Origin of the sequence: Aequorivita nionensis (genome assembly GCF_046352995.1) — a bacterium.
In the GTDB taxonomy this organism is placed as follows: Bacteria; Bacteroidota; Bacteroidia; order Flavobacteriales; family Flavobacteriaceae; genus Aequorivita; species Aequorivita nionensis.
The window spans coordinates 2,374,715-2,391,207 of the sequence record NZ_CP130281.1 but is presented as its reverse complement, the minus strand read 5'-3'; the positions used below and the strand labels follow the sequence as shown (position 1 = coordinate 2,391,207).

Here is a 16,493-nt window from a genome sequence, read left to right as displayed (position 1 = left end):
GAAAAAAATTAACTATAAACCCTTTAACCCTTTATACAAAATCTCGTTCAGTGTGATCAACATATCTTTTGATAACTCAATAACATTTCCTGTTGTAGCGTTAGCGTGGACAATATCATTCCTTTTTGTTATAATCTCACTGAGAGTTATGTCAGGCAATTCGCCATTATTAATGAAATCAAGTGTATTTAAAATTTTAGCTGTCCATGGTAGACTCCTATTTGATTGTAAATTAATATTGGTTTTCTCATATCTTACTAAATCCAGATTCTCTTTAAAATACTTAAGCTTTTGAGTGTTTTTTCTGAACTCGAATTCGAATTTTTTTTGGGATCGGTGATTAGATGAAGACATCACCTCCTTTGGATTATCCTTATCAATTACCCAATTAGCCAAGTTTTCAAGAACGGAAAACATAAATAAAAAGGAAGAAGTGACATTTACCTCTCTTATATCGTGTGCAAGAACATCACAGCTCAATTCCAACCATTTAAGTGTCTCATTTACAAATTCCTTTGGAAGAGGTTTGGGTGATTTTTTAAAATCCTTTCTTGGAATTAATTCTTTTGTTAATTCTCCAAATCTAGTATAGAAATCCTTTAAAAAACCACGCTCTAGACTTAAATTTATGGTATCCAGCATGTTTTCCAAAGATTGAATGGTGAAACCATTAATTAAACTTGTTTCCGGTGATTCCTTAATAATAAAACCATCCGCTCCAGCTTTCTGTAAAGCTTGTAAATTCCAGATTTTATTTGTTGCTGAAAAAATAATGACTTGAATTCCCTTATTGTATTCCTTTATTTCTTTTAGAATTTTATAACCGGTAACATCCTCAATAGATGTTTGCAAAAAATCATCTTTATGTAATCTAAAGTCTAGAATAACTATATCTGCATTTTCTTCTCTTATTGTATTCATGGAAATATCAATGATCTCTTTTTTTGACTTCTCATTAAATTCATCATCAAGGTGTAGAAAATCGATATCATTTACTTCAAACATTATCTTTTCAAAAATCTCCCTCCACCCCTTATTTGCATCATCATCTATGTACAAAATAGTTGGATTACCTTTATACTCAAGTTTTAATTTGTCTTCGGTTAAAACCTCAGAGATATTTATGGGATAAATTGTTTTTAAATATTTAAAATACAGAACATTTTCGAATTTTTTTTCGATATTCAGAATGTCATCATTTTTAGCATTAATTGTCCTCGACCATTTATAAATCCCCCATTCATTTGCAACACTATGATTATCCTCATAATTCTGGGGAACTTTTAAAGAAATTTTTTTAATTTCACGGGCCAATTCATTTCTACTAAAGTTATCGATAGTTAAATTTTCAGCCTTTAAGAAAGCTTCTTTTTTATAGTCAATTAAAAAAATATTCTTAGTTTTTAGAACATCAAAATATTCATTTTTAAAAATATAGTCATAGCCAACAAAACCATATATGAATATATTTGTCAACTGATTCGGAGTATCTGTACATCTAATATGGGTGGCAAACCTTAATCCATTATAATCAGATAAGGTGTTACCAAAGCAAAGAGGCAGAAAAATATTATCGTATTCTTTATCTGAAAACCATCCAATAACATTATCATGTAGATATTCATCTGTAATTAAAAAATTATTTTTTTCATCAAGAAAAAAAGTGCCTGTGTCTGCCTCAATAAAAACATCATCAATTTCATTTTCGAGCGATTTTGCTAAAAAATTTTTGTTTACAGACGCTCGAACACCATTCTCAATTAAATTATTGGCTTCGGTAAGCTTTTGTAATAATTCTGATTCTATATTAGGATTTTCTCCAAACAAGAGGTATCGAAAATCCTTCTTCCCTTCTTTAGTTTTTTTTATAAAAACTTCCAAATTCTGATATAAGGTTGAAACCGGCAAATAGGAAATGTTTTGGTTTAGTTTTCGTGAATTCTTGGAGCCACTGAAAAATGACAACATAAAATCTTTATTTTCCTCAGATAATTTATTCAAACTTTTTCGAATCTCTAATCCGTTTTTTCTATGCTCATTATCCACACTATCAAAAAAGGATTCATGAAACAACACAATATTTTCTGGAGATAGCATCTTTTGACTAGAAATATTTTTTATTTCGTCGTATAAATAGACCGGTGTAATTATATCAGAATACTTTTGAAATAATTTTTTATCCCATCCGTAGTCAGATTGCCTATTTCGTTTATCGTCTATTAAATAAATCATAGTTTAAAAAGTAATATATGTTCAACTCCTTCGAATTTTTCTAATGGAGTTATTTTTCTTGGTTTGCCATTCCATAAGTTAATATGCCCATATTCATTATTATCAAAGTCTGCATTTAAATATAAATCACAAAGCCCATTAATGAGATTATTTATAAGCTCAGTATGATTCTCGCCAATTCTATTAACTAAATTATTTCCAGTTTTTTTAAATACTGTATTTTTATGATGTATGGATAAGCTAATATTCTTTTCATCTTCTATAAAATTAAGCTTAACATTTGGCTTAGGTAAATTGAATTTATTAGCAGAAGTTAAAAGCATAGAAATAACGTTATCATAAGCCTGTAATAACTTATCTACATCAGTAAACATTTCTATGTTTGTCCAAAATGAAGTGCTATCGATCTCAAAATTTACTTGGTCATTCCATTTTTCCTTATTTCTATATTCAATTAAATCTTTCAAAGAATTGTCAGCTCTTATGTGGAATAAATTTTTAAAATGAATAACCAATTGCGAAAACGATTTAATTCTTTGTCCAGTGATTTTGGATCTAAAAGAAGTAAACTCATAACCACGAGATCGATATAAATTTGAAAGATTCAACCCCGGATGCGGGACCATATTTTCATTTGCTTCACACCACTTAAACATTTCAGGAGACTTCCAATTAACTATAATCTTATCTGAAGACCACGGCTTAGTTCCATTTAAATAGGTGTTAATCAATGAATAAATCTTAGTATTGATTTTATGGTGTTTTAACAAGTCTATAAATGCATCATTAATTTTTTCTTGATGTATTTTAACATCATATTCTTTCAAATTATGCTCTTCAAGAAATCGATTTATAATATCAATATCGTCGATTTGATGACAGGTATATTTCAAAACAGAATCTTGATTATATGCCAACAAAAACACAGATAACCCCTTGGGATCAATATATCTGGATAACTTGGAGTCACTTGTGTTATTTCCTTTTGTGTTTATCTCCAGACCAGCTTCTTCCATCATTTCAGTATAAGCTTCCTCACCAATTAATGCCTTCACATCAAAAGGAGCGAAATCATCTGGGATATCCACCTCAACATGGGTTCCATCAAGATCAACCGCAAACCCAGTATTTTTTTTTTCTACATCATTGTCTTCCCCTGTTTTATTTTTTAATTTCGTTTGTTCCCATAAAACATCAAACCTACCTCTTAAAGATAATTTCTCCTCCCTTAAACCTAATCTATCTTTAATCAACAGAATATCCTCATGAATCTTTTGGTCACGATCACCTACATTCTCCAGCTCAGCACTCACCAATTTAAAAAACCGTTCCTTTTGCTGTGGATTGAACTTTTTTGTATCCAATAGCTCCTTTATAAATTGAAATTTATTCATAGTGATACCTCTGCGTTATATAATTCCATAGCCCTTTCAATCCCCTCACTTTCCCATATTCGTAGTATTTTCTCCTCCTCAGAATTCTTACTCATCAATTTCTCAAACCTCGCCTTCAACTTCCTGTAAGTAGCATCCTTCTCCCCCTTCACCATCTTTAAATACTCCAGTTTTCCCATAAGTATATTCTCAAATCCGGGAGTTCCATTTTTAATATGGCCCTTATCTAGTGCATAATCCCCTTTAAAAATGGCATCGGCTTTCGTATAGCCATATTTCTCCCAATAGTACAACCACATCCGCAGTTGCTTTATATAGCGGGTATTTACATTGACCTTAGTATTTACAGACAAACCAGTTACCTCTTGACGAAAGCCTGCTTTTTGGATTCTCGTTTTCGCTGGGTTGATTACCAGCTTTTGGTCTTCAATAATGCGGTGCAATTCCTCCAAAAACTCTTGCTTTTTAAACACATTGGTTTGGGAAGAAAAAGTAATATCATCTGCATATCTGGTATATGTAATATTAAAGCGTTTTGCCAAACCATGAAGACGTCTATCCATCTTTACACAAAGAATATTGGTTAGGGTTGGAGAGGTGGGCGCTCCTTGTGGCAAAACGGTTTTCATTTCTCCATCTACCTCAAATGGGTGTGTACAAAGACTAGCCAACAAAAAAGCGAGTTCTTCTCTTTCTTTACCCAGATTAAATGGTGGCTTCATAAAGCCATATTTCACCCAACTTCTATCGAAAGAATGAAAAAAGTCTTTTAGGTCTATATTATACACGTAATGATTCCTAACATGTTGTTTGGCATTGTCCACTATCGATTTTCCCGGCACAAAACCTGTTGCTTTAAAATGCGGTTCCGCAATAGTGTTTAATATGACGTTAAGAGGCCTTAGAATGTGTTTAAGACCGTTTACGGGAGCATGGATAATACGTTCACCTCCACTTTTTTTCTTTACGGTAAATGAAGAATATCTTCTTTTGGAAAGCTTTGGATTGCTGTAATAGGATAGTCGATTCAAATTCAGTCTCTGATAATCCTCTCCGTAAAGAATACAGTTCACCTCATTGATTAAAACCACCAAGTCCTCCTTAGTGTTTAGCGCACTAAATTGAGACTTAATGTGATCGATATGTGGTTGACTTAATTTCATAATATAAAGCCCCCTGAAAACCTAAACCTTTATTCTTTATGTATGTACTTTAAATCAAATTATACAGAAAAACTTCAAGATCATTTAAAGCAATCCTATATAAATAAAAATAAATAAGAAATCAATTTTAACAAAGAGCCATTTTTTGTGGTTTTAAAAACAGCAATGACTAAATGACTTACTTACATTCATCCCAATCAAAAGATTGGGCCTGTATGCCGATCGTTGTCCCGAGCTAATCAGAACCAGCATACGCGTTCAATAATTTTGGTCTAGGTTTTTCAAAGAACTGATGCAAATATTAGACACTGCTGTGCAGAGTATTTGCACTTTTAACATCTTAATTTATGAACCTAAAATATGGGTCTCTCAAATGCATATCTGATGCAGATACCATTGAATTATTCACCTTAAAAGATTCAATATAAATTTCATTTGTAATTGCATTCGTACTAGATAATACTCCAGTCCATTCATAAATTCCATTCTTAGGTCTCTTAAAAAAACCCGCTTCTAAAAACATTGGAACAACACTGTAAATAGCATTTTCCGTGGCTCTATTACCTCCATAGGTATTGGAAATAGATTTTTTTATAGTTTCTGTATTGACTAATTCCTGTACTGTAAAAAACTTTCCAAAGGTCTGTAATACATCAAATGAAAATGGAAAGGCACTATTTAATAAGGCAATTAATATAATATCTCTATCTACCTTCTTTTTAATTGCTGTCTTTACTTCCTTGTTTCTCTCAATCAATAATTCATTCAAAGGATTTTTTTGAATTATCTTATTCACTATCCGCAAGGCTTTTTTCAATCTATTCTCCCCCTCAAACTCTAACCGCAGTTGTTCCAACACATAGTCATTGCTATAGTTAGAATCTAAATAACTTTCTAACGCAATATAGAGAGTGTCTAAAGGTATTCTTTGGTTTATATCGATTGACTTATTCTTCATTCTAAATTTCAATAAATGGGATTAACACTTCCAAAAGATGCGCTCCACCATGCGTGACTAATGTATCTTCCGTTGAAAAGCTAAGGTTATCTTTAATAAAAATAGATTGGTTTTCTGTTGCTAAAGACTCTCGCAAATCTGGATTATTTTCTAAGAATTCATCAACCAACCATTGGTCTGTATATTCCAAGTGTCTTTTACTTCTGCTTCCTGATTGTTGTGTACCTAATTTCTCTCGACCTTGCAATCCTCTCCACCCTTTGGCCTGTATATTGCCGTGATCAGTGGTCAAGAATACTGCAAACCCTTCTTCCTTAAGCGTTTTAATTACATTGGCGATATCGCTTCGCTCAATCCAATTTTCAGTAAGGTCATATAAATCTTTATAATCTGTGGAGCTGTGCATCTTTTCATCCAAATCTTTAAAGACAAGGGCAAATTTGGTTATATTTTTTAAATTGGATAAATCAATCTTTTCATGATTGTATCGAATCTCAAACTCATTTACACCATTGGCTTTCCAATAATCCCTCCAAAGCTTCTCCTCACTTATTGGTCCCTGTCTATAATTCTTTAACGGACTTTCTCCCCTAAATATCGCTTGTCGGGAAAGCTGGGTGATGGACGGTAGCCAAGAATAAATAACGTCTTCACTTTTGGCAAGCGGAAGCTTACTTTTTAAAAGTTCGTACTGCCAAAATGCAAGACCATCAACCACAATAAGCGCAACTTTATTAGCTTGAAAATTGAAACTAAGATATTCTAAGATTTTAGAAACAATCTTTGGTTTTTTGATTGCACTTGAGTTTTTGGTCTGTTGATATGAACTTTCTATATCTTTCTGAAAAGCATTGTTTGCTTTTTCCAGTTGGGATATCAACTCCTCTACTTGGGAAGTTTTAATCGCCTTTATAACAGCTTTAGAAATCATTTTGCATCCCTCTGGCCAATCAATTGTTGGCCCGCTGAGTTGACTGCTTAACTTTTCAATAAATGTTGGTATATCAAAACTTATTTCAGTTTTTGGAGAATCTTCCTTTTGAATGTTCTCAATTAGCTTTAGTGTGCCTGTCCTGTTTAGTGCAACTATCTGTTCTTGACTAAAAAGAATATCCAAGAACTTTAAATCTAACTTTTTAATAGAGGGAATATGGTATCCACCAAAATACGTTTTAAGGTTAAATTCAACTGCCACAGATTTTTTTATAATATCCTCTAAATAGTCTGAATTATCCCTACTGAGCAACAGCAGAATTTCATCTTCTTTCCTCAGTTCAAAAGCAATGCGACGATTCACTTTACTGTCACTCGCTATGCGAATGCCATAAGTCTGCATTGTAATGAGGACATCTTCTCGCAGTAAAAATTTATCAGAATTCTCGATAAGCAAAACTTCCGAAGAGTAACTTTTTAAATCATTGACTATATGTTGGATAATACCTTTAGCCATTTATGCGTATAGTTAGAAGTTGTTTAATGCCAGGTATTACTTTGTTTTCCATTTTAAATTCTTTCATCCAAGCTTCGTGTTCTTTTTCCAGTTTAGTGAGTTTTGAATGTCGAATATTCTCGATTCCTATTTTATTGATTCTCGATTTTTGAAACTTATATGAATTGATTCGATTTTCTTTCTTGGATGCCATATTATTTAATATCTCCACCTCGAGATTTTGAAAAACTATAAATAAAGAATCATTTAAAGTTTTTTCTATTTCAGAAATATTCTGGTCTGTTTGAGTTTCAATCAATGTAAAGTTAGTTGTACCTGCTATCAACCTATTCCAAATATCATTGGCATAAGCAATATATTGTTTTCCGTTGTCGGCAATAAAGAAGCCTTGATATTGGGTTTTATTTTCAAAATTGTTCTTGGCTCTTATCTGCCATAGACTCCAGTACCCAGGAGTTTCTTCACCATTTTCAGAAGTAATGACAGGTATACCATTCTTCTGATCAAATTCCCCAATTCCATTCAATATTTTCCTTATCCAATCGTGTTGTAGGCTTATGTGCTCCACACCAGGGTTATCTAATGATACCTCAGCATCAAAGGAAATCTTTTTAGTTTTATTTTGGAGATGCACCTCGGAATAGCCTGCATAATTTTTAATTACAGAGCCATTTTGGGTTATAGTGTATTGTTCTATTAATGCTTCCAACCAATAAGGTAATGGGCTGTGTTTGATTTCCGCAGCTTTCTTATAATTGATTTCAGTAGCATCTACTTGTGGCAGCACCCCCTCAGTACTTTTATATTCTTTTAGTTTTCCTTTAATTTCATTTAACCATTGGTCACTAGCAAAGTCAAAGCGTTCGGGATTTAACAAACTTTGCAGATATAACTTATTGACCTTTTTAAGGTCGAGAGCAGAGTCAAGCACATCAGAAGTTTTATCGATGCCGAGTTGTTCAATTATGTTATTGAGTTTTTCCTCTATTACTTCATAAACACGCAAATCCACACTGTTGTTGGTAAGCATATTGTATGCTTGAACCTTCTTCTTCTGCCCAATCCTGTCAACCCTTCCAATGCGTTGTTCTATCATCATTGGGTTCCAAGGAAGGTCGTAGTTTACCACGATATTGCAAAACTGCATATTCAGCGATTCTCCAGCCGCATCAGTACCAATTAGAATCTGAGACTCATTTTTAAATTGTAGTAGCGCTCTTTTCCTTTCATCAATATCTTGTCCTCCATGTATAAATGCTACCTTATATCCCTTTTTGCGAAGAAAATCACAAAGCATTTTTTGCGTTGTTCTAAACTCGGTAAATACCAAAACTTTTAAATTGTGATCATTAAGTTCTCCTTGCAGTTCCAAAAGTTTATGGTGCAAGGCATCTGCTTTTGCATCATTCTCAGTTCGCATGCAGTTTTCTGCCTGTTCAATCAATGCAGTAAGCAAGGCTTCCTCATCTTCAAATCCTCGCGGATCGTACTGATAAATATCTTCAAAATCAACTTCCTCTCCATAATCATCCACCCGATTATCAATCTCATTGGAGTAATCTTCCAAATGATTTTCCTCTCCCAATCTTAAGCGTTCCAAACGTCCTTTCATTGCAGAAAGTATAGCGGCAGTAGAACTGCTTACCAGCCTTTGGAACAGTATCATAATTAGCCCGGTTGCATTATTTTTAGTCTGTTTGGCAGTATTGAATCCCTTTCGCACATAGTCGGTGACGGCTTCGTATAAAGCCATTTGCTTTTGGTGCTTATTGATGTCCAAAAACACATCAAGCCGATGGGTATGTCTTTCTGTGAAAAGCTTTTTACCTTCGTAATCTACAGCAAAACGTTTTTCTGTACGGATTACGTAAGGTTCTAACTCCTCAATATTTGGCAATCCTTCTCCGGCAAAGGCATCCGGGTCAAGCAATTGAAGTATTCTTCTAAAGTGGTCCTCTTTTCCCCTATGTGGGGTGGCGGTAAGCAGCAATACGTTTGGTACCGTATTGCAAAGTTCTTGGGCAAGGATATAGCGGGATACTGTGGAAGTGGCGCCACCCATTTTATGGGCTTCATCTATGATAACCATATCAAAATCTGCATCCAATACGGCAGTCATTCGATATTTGTTATATTCATCAACTCTATCCTGCGACCAGCCTTGTCGTTTTTCTAATGGTTTAAGCGCATCGGTAGAAACAATTATTTGGTTGTGCTGAGTCCAGAAATTAAATTCCTCATCAGCGTTGATATTGGAAAATGTGCGCGTCATAGAGGTAATCATTTCTGAATCATATAAATGAAAAACCTCATTAAAATGATCTTTAAGCTCACTTTGCCATTGCATCATGGAAGATTTAGGAACTATGACCAAAGTGCGCTTTATTTCTCCTCGTAATTTTAGTTCTTTAAGTATTAAACCTGTTTCTATAGTTTTTCCCATTCCTACTTCATCCGCCAGTAAAAAACGATTTTGTTGCGATTGCATTACCTTCTCCAAAACCAAAATTTGGTGTGGCAGTGGTATTAAACTACTTTCATAAGGCGCAAGAAGGTTTTTCTTGGCTACCTCATCCTTTATTTTAGCTGCAATAGCGATAAAGCGCAAATAAGCAAGTGAATATTTGGATTGTGATTTCTCCAAATCTTCATAGGGCACTTCCAGAAAACTATTGTCGTCAATAAGCCGGATCCAAGCGATGCGCTGCCCAAATACTTCCTTTTCACCGACTATTTCACAGGGTTTTCCTTTGTAATTCATTGTTTTTTATGCCATTGAGAAGTTGTCAGTCCTTCCAAAAAAGCTAAGGCCTCTAATCCTAAATCATTTTTATCAAGCAGGTTTAATTGTTCCTTAAACCGGTTTGATTTTTCAGCATCGGAACAATGCACCCAAGCAGCCAATATTAATGGCTTCGGCATCTCGATTCGACTCTGAAACTTTAAATAAAAATCGTTCCAATGCATAGGCTGAGGGCAAATTAAACCTTTGCTCTCTATTGCTTTAATAAACTGCTCAACACCATTCATATTAAACTCTTGAACTCGCTATATCATAAAACTGTAACAACACCTCATCTTCCATCAATAGGTTATTAGGTATTCTATCCCCAACAGCTATAATGGTTTTAAAATCTTTATCCTGATAGCATTGTTTAAATCCTTCGCGTAAGGCTTCTACGCGCACTTCTTTAATTTTCGTGCGTGGGTTTTCAATTTCTTTTTTATAGCCTTCAAACAATCGCGACAGTCGTCCTTTACGCAGCTTTTCTAAATCTGCTTCGTTTTCTGGATCGGGGGCATACCATTTTCCTGCTTCATCTTTTAAAAAGTTTTCTTCCAAGATGGTTGCCAGCTCCGGAATAAGGTCTCCTTTTCTAACGCCAGCCAATGCCTGCATCCAATGAGGTTGGATATCCTGATAAGTCAAAGCTTTATCTACCAAAAAATTCTTTAACCACAATACGCCATCCTGTTCTGATGAAACCAATAGTGACAATTGTATAAACTCTGGATTATCCTTCTTCTTTTTATCGTATTCTTGTACTTGTTCATTGGTGAAAAACATACCATCACGTTCTATAAATCGCTCCCGTAGGCCTTGTTGAAATTTACCTGCATCTATAGGTACTGGCAGTCCTCTCTGTACATAAAAAGCAATTAGCCTATCAAACAATATTTTTGGACTACGTTCTATAATAGCGGTAGTTGAATTACCTAATACTAAATGAATAGGCAAGTGGTTTAAATGCTCTTCTACAAAATCCCAAACTGCTAATTCAGAACTTTGATGTTGCTGGAATTTTTTGTCAAATTCTGATGAGGGTTTATAACAGGAAATTATTAAATCCTGTTTAACAGATGTCGGATTAGTTTGTGAATTATACGTTCCTTGTCCTTTATTTAGGGCATCAACTGATGCAACAATAAAGTTTGACCTTACTAAGGCTGTTTGAATAATATTCCAGATCTCAGCTTTAGTACTACTAAACTCAACCGTCATCCATCCATCTGGCTTTAGTATTCGGTAGTACTCTAAAAATGAATTCTGCATTAACTCAAGGTATTGTGATTGTTTTTTGTTTTGGGATCGATTAATTATCGCTTCATCCTTTGTAGCTGTTTTAACTTTTAACCATCCTTCATGTATCGAGTTTAATTCTGAATACATCAAATTTGCTCCAAAAGGAGGATCTGTAAAAATATAATCTATTGAATTATTATTAACCGTAGATAGATTTGTTGCGGAAGAAGTTTGTACTATTCCTCGGGTTGACACTCCTTTAAAAGACAAGTCTTTTAATTTTGAGCGATGTAATTCAAATAGGTTTCTTTCTGCAAAGATTCCAGGCACATAAAGTGCATTAGGTAACGCACCTGCAAGATTAATCTTACCTTTTTTAAAGCCCACATTATGAAGAATTGAAGATGTTTTTGTTAATGTTGAGGTTACTAACATTCTTCCTCTTTCAAAGTCTAAAGATTCCCATAATTCAATTAATATAATTAAATTCCTAGGTGTAAATAGTCGATGAATATACGACCAGTTATCTCTTAATAATTCATTTGTTTTATCTCCTTTTTCTATCGCAATTGCTGCAATTTTGGTTTTAAACTCTTTGATAATTTTGGAAACTTCATCAATAATTTCTAAATCTTTTAAATCAGGCTTCTTAAACCCCCGTTTTCCATTTATAATATAGTTAATTACCACTGGAGAATATTTTTTCTTTGTTGCGGCGATATTGGAAATTTCATCAAAGTAGGTTTCCATGACAATAGAAAAGTTATCTTTCCCAATAGAACCACAATTCAAACATTGTGTATCTTTTTCAAATTGAAAATAATCAAAATCATTAGGATCCCATGACGGTTGTTGATTTCCACAGCTTTTACACTTCAATATTTCACTCCATAAAACATAATTAATCTTTGCGGTAACATTATTAACTTGTGTAGAATAAAGCCAATCATATTTTTCCTCGAGAGAGGAAATAGCTGACAAGCATTTGTCCAAGAATTCTTCACTATCAACGACACTATTATATCCATTTGCAATGAAAGATGCATAGGGACTAAGATCACTGCAAATCGAATTCCTTTTACCCCACTTTATATTTGAAAATAAATTTTCAATATTGCATTTAAATTCTCTATCTGGATTTTCACACATTGAAGCCGCCACACCCGTCATTCCAGTTCCAGCAAATCCATCATATATAATATCACCTGGTTGCGTATAATGCAAAATATACCTCATAATAGCTGGATGCGGAACTTTAGTATGATAAGAATGGGCCATATAAATAGGGTTATTCTTACCTTCACTAACATCTGCGGCGTAAGGTTCCTCAATTTCAAAATTCTCCGTCCGCTTGCCCTGTTTCTCCAATTCAATTTTTTCTTCCTCCCACTCCTCTATAAAATCATTCAACCACGGGTTTGGGCAAGCTGTATAATATGGTGGGTCGGAAAGCTTTAAAATATCCTCATCTTCCCCAATGGGAAAACCTTCCATTTTTTTAAGTTCTGGTAGTTTTTTGCGGAGCTCTTCCCGGAAGTAGGTTCTGCGCTCTTCTTCAGAGTTAAAGGTTTTGCCTAGGACGGTTATTTTAGTATTTGTTTTGGTATCCATGAATTAACTTAAGTCTTTAATAATTTTGTCAATGTCGTTGCTAAGGGTACGGGTTTCATAAGTAGTCAAAAGTTTTCCTTTAAAGTATTTATCATACCACTTTTTCTTATTTTCCCAATGCGATTTGTATTTTGGTAAATCCAAGCGGCCTACGTGTTCTAAATAGTATTCCTCTCCTTGCACCATAATTGTAAAATCGGGCAAATAGAAAGAGCCATCGGGTGCAAACAGTGGTTTTTCATACCAGAAAGGAACTTGGCGCTCCGTCAACATATTAGCTATAATAATCTCAGATTTAGACCGTACCATATATTCGGAAAGAGTTTGGTGTATTTTCCCTTCCTCATACCAGTCATTCATAACCAACAACTCTTTTGGGAGTGGGTTAAAATTGAAAAGAGACGCATTTATTTTGGCAAGCTTGTTCGCTTCTGGTCGGGTCAATTGGAGAAAAGCCCCTATATCCTGTTCTGCAAAAATAGTAAGCTTGGTTTTAGCACGTGTAATTGCAGTATATATCAATTCTTTTGAAAGTAAAGCCTTCTTATTTTTCGGTAATACCAAAAACACATTATCAAATTCACTTCCTTGCGATTTATGTACTGATATGGCGTAGGCTAGTTCTAGGTTTTCAATTGGTTTTTCTTGAGGTAAATCATACCAATAACCCTTCTTATTTTTGTATTTACCTAGCTTTTTACCAAAAGGTACATGAGCATCTCTTCCTTGAAAATTAACAGTAAATTTCTCCAATCTAAAAAACGGAGCTCTGTATCTAGGATTATACCAGGTTCCAGAGGCTTCATCTTTAATTGCCTTTTTATCCTTATTATGCCAACGAGTGAAACCTAATTCACCGTTGTATATATTAATCGGGACCGTATTATTTTCTTTTGCCAAATATGCGTAAATAGGATTTGACTTTGTTCGATTTCGACATTGAATAATTTTATCGTAGATGCTAATTCCATCAACAAATAGCTGTTTTTGGACATTATGAGTATTAAGTGAACTCTGGAAAAATGTATTTAAAGCATCTGTTCCAAAAAGTTCAGATCTATAAGGTGAAATGACTTGAAACTTATTTGCCCTTTTTATATTGGAGGTTTCCTTATCTTGAAATACTTTGCCTAACAATTCCCAAGATTTATCCGGATCGTATGTTATTCCTGTCTCAAGTTCTAAATCTTGAATTAGTGTCTTTAACATTAAGTCATTCAACTCCTTTTCTGAATCCCAAAAATGCACTTGAATGTCTTTTAAATCGTCAGAAAAATCAAGTTCCTGAATACGCTTTAGCAAGTCTGTTTGCTTGGCCTTTTTTGTACCCGTTTCCTCAAGATCTTCATCTGCGTTTTTACTTTGGATAAATACAGAAGCTAAATCTAAGATACCTGTTCCGCGACCTTCTAATTTATTTTCTCGCTGACGTAAGTTTTCTTTTAATACTCCCTTGTTTTCTTCTGGAAGCCAATCTATTAAATCTGCAAAAACTTTTCCGTACCCAATAGGCGGAAGTTGGTTTGGATCGCCAACAAATATAATACGCTGTACAGTATTCCAGTTTATGGCCCTAAACAATGTTGCCATTAAAGACTGGTCTATCATAGAAGATTCATCGATAATAAATATGCGAACATTCTCTTCTTGCTTTCCTCCTTCTCTTTTGTAAGTAAAATTATCATTCATCCACCCGCGCTCTGCTAAAAAAGAATGAATTGTTTTGGCTTCTTTACCTGATCTTTCACGTAGACGGTCTGCTGCTTTGCCTGTTGGCGCCAATAATAAAAAAGAAGTGCCTACACCGTGTGCTTTTTCAATCCCGCTTATCAATGATTTTACAACCGTTGTTTTACCAGTACCTGCACCTCCTGATATTACGCTCAATCCTTTATCAAAAATAGAAGCACAAACACTCGCTTGAGCTTCTACCGCAGTGTTGTATTCAGTTGGATTTAATTCTGCTATTTTGGAAGTACCATCGTATAAAAAGTTCTCCCAATTTTTTTGTGTTACAGGACTTTTGAAGTTTGTAATCTGCCGGTTTGCAAGTTGTCTAACCTTATCTTCTATGAGCCGTTCGTCATCAAATATTTCTCTTAAATACAAATAAAGATTGCTGTCTTTGTCTTCCCTAAGAACCAAAGCTTCCTTTAATGTGGTGGCATAGGAATCAAAGTTCTTCATTTTAAATTCGAACTGCCTCCAATCGCTTAGGTATGAAATATATTTATTGACACCGTTCAAAATTATTTCGGCAGCAGAAAAGGTATGAGGAGCAATGGTTTTAAGTTTGTTTAGACAAAGAGCCCTAAACCGAATAGCACTTCCTTTAGTGGTTAATGCAGCTAATCCTAAATCGGGAGCAGGTAACATACCGTGATCGATTTTCGAGAATGTTATTTGGTCATCGGGTCCATTTCCTACGTATTTCTCACAGAGCAAATAAGGGTTTTCGCAAAGCTCGTTAATAGTAACATTCAATCCGTTTTGTTGTCTATCCTCAGTTATGATTTGAGAAATTTGTTTTAACCTATTGGACTCTTCAATTTCAAATCGAGGTAATACTTCTAATAAAAACTTTATTTCTTCATCATCTTTGGAAGCAAATTCGTCTCTTACGTTACCAAGTCGGATTGGATCTATCTTAATTCCATTAATTTCGGTATTCTCGGTGAGGAAAGCGTTTATCTCAGAATACGCCTCCTCTTCTCTTCCTTTATTTGTTTCGGACTTAAAATAATCTGTAAGTTCAGGTAAATCCAAATAGTTCATCACTTGAGGTAAACCAGGATATTTTCCTCTATTTTTCCAAAGTTCGGAAACCAATTGGTGAAGCCATTTTCTTCGGGAATCCCAATCTTCTGTGGTGTCGTTTAGTTCGAATTCCAGCACATCCATTATTTCTAAAGCGCGCTCTACAATTTCAAGCGCATCGTCATCAGAAATATGACGCATGGCATATTTAAAGTTTCTGGCGTTTTCAGGATAAAATGCTATTTTTTCAAGAATCTCTGGTTGATCCTTGTATTTATGATAAGGGATTCGAAAACCCTCTTCAGGGTAATTTGAGGTTATCGGAATCTGCCAAACGAAAGCCCCCGCATATCTTTTCCTTTCTTCAGGAGTTGCATGCTCATATTCCATATACTCATGGATTTGTTTAACACGGCCAAACCCAACAATAATATACTTTTTATCGTCTTCCGTAGAAAGAGGATTACTGTAATTGCTATAATAAAAAATGAGGGAAGTGTTTTCCTTCACTTCATTCATAAATGTTTTTACATTGCTGATTCGGTTATCATAATTATAAGTACCATCCTCATTTTTGTCATCTTCAAAATACATTTCCTCATAAGGCCATAGACTTATAGTATTAGGAGGCATATCCCATTTTCTAACTTCTTGGTTTTGATACCAAGAAGGTGAGTTTACTTGTGCTACCGTAGTTTCTTTACCAAAAGCATTGTTACTAAAACAGCAAGGTGGTATATAATCACCTATGATTTTACTACAAGCTCGCCCGGCATATTTTTCTGCTTCAATTTTTTGCATAGGCTTCTTTTCATACATTTCTCCAGGATAAGAAAACTGTCCTGTGCAATATGTATTGGCCTCGGGATCTTTACAAATAGTACCGTCCCAACCATCGACGTGC

The 16,493-nt window shown here is 34.4% G+C and carries 9 protein-coding genes; all 9 read right to left on the bottom strand.

From position 1 onward, the window contains the following. Window positions 1–12 precede the first annotated feature (12 nt). Window positions 13–2,232 carry a response regulator gene (locus Q2U82_RS10825; protein WP_410004889.1) on the bottom strand — a complete coding sequence of 740 codons (2,220 nt, stop codon included), beginning with the start codon at window positions 2,230–2,232 and terminating at the stop codon, window positions 13–15. Beyond that, the gene (locus Q2U82_RS10820; protein ID WP_410004888.1) at window positions 2,229–3,626 is read right to left on the bottom strand and encodes a hypothetical protein; all 1,398 of its coding nucleotides are present in this window, start codon (window positions 3,624–3,626) and stop codon (window positions 2,229–2,231) included. Before Q2U82_RS10820 ends, Q2U82_RS10825 begins: the two co-directional genes overlap by 4 nt. Beyond that, window positions 3,623–4,789, bottom strand: coding sequence for a reverse transcriptase family protein (locus Q2U82_RS10815; RefSeq protein WP_410004887.1), 1,167 nt, complete (start codon window positions 4,787–4,789; stop codon window positions 3,623–3,625). The genes Q2U82_RS10820 and Q2U82_RS10815 overlap by 4 nt, the downstream gene beginning before the upstream one ends. 340 nt (window positions 4,790–5,129) lie before the next feature. Then, window positions 5,130–5,747: a hypothetical protein gene (locus tag Q2U82_RS10810; protein WP_410004886.1), complete on the bottom strand. Its 618-nt coding sequence runs from the start codon at window positions 5,745–5,747 to the stop codon at window positions 5,130–5,132. 1 nt (window position 5,748) lies between these two features. Further along, complete coding sequence (locus Q2U82_RS10805; protein ID WP_410004885.1) at window positions 5,749–7,197, bottom strand: PglZ domain-containing protein; 1,449 nt, start codon at window positions 7,195–7,197, stop codon at window positions 5,749–5,751. Then, a complete protein-coding gene (locus tag Q2U82_RS10800) occupies window positions 7,190–9,958 on the bottom strand; it encodes a DEAD/DEAH box helicase (protein WP_410004884.1) in 2,769 nt (922 codons plus the stop codon). Before Q2U82_RS10800 ends, Q2U82_RS10805 begins: the two co-directional genes overlap by 8 nt. Beyond that, a complete protein-coding gene (locus tag Q2U82_RS10795; RefSeq protein ID WP_410004883.1) occupies window positions 9,955–10,227 on the bottom strand; it encodes a hypothetical protein in 273 nt (90 codons plus the stop codon). Before Q2U82_RS10795 ends, Q2U82_RS10800 begins: the two co-directional genes overlap by 4 nt. A 1-nt stretch (window position 10,228) precedes the next feature. Beyond that, complete coding sequence (locus Q2U82_RS10790; protein ID WP_410004882.1) at window positions 10,229–12,832, bottom strand: DNA methyltransferase; 2,604 nt, start codon at window positions 12,830–12,832, stop codon at window positions 10,229–10,231. A 3-nt stretch (window positions 12,833–12,835) separates the two neighbouring features. Then, the gene (locus Q2U82_RS10785; RefSeq protein ID WP_410004881.1) at window positions 12,836–16,390 is read right to left on the bottom strand and encodes an ATP-dependent RecD-like DNA helicase; all 3,555 of its coding nucleotides are present in this window, start codon (window positions 16,388–16,390) and stop codon (window positions 12,836–12,838) included. Window positions 16,391–16,493: the final 103 nt, after the last annotated feature.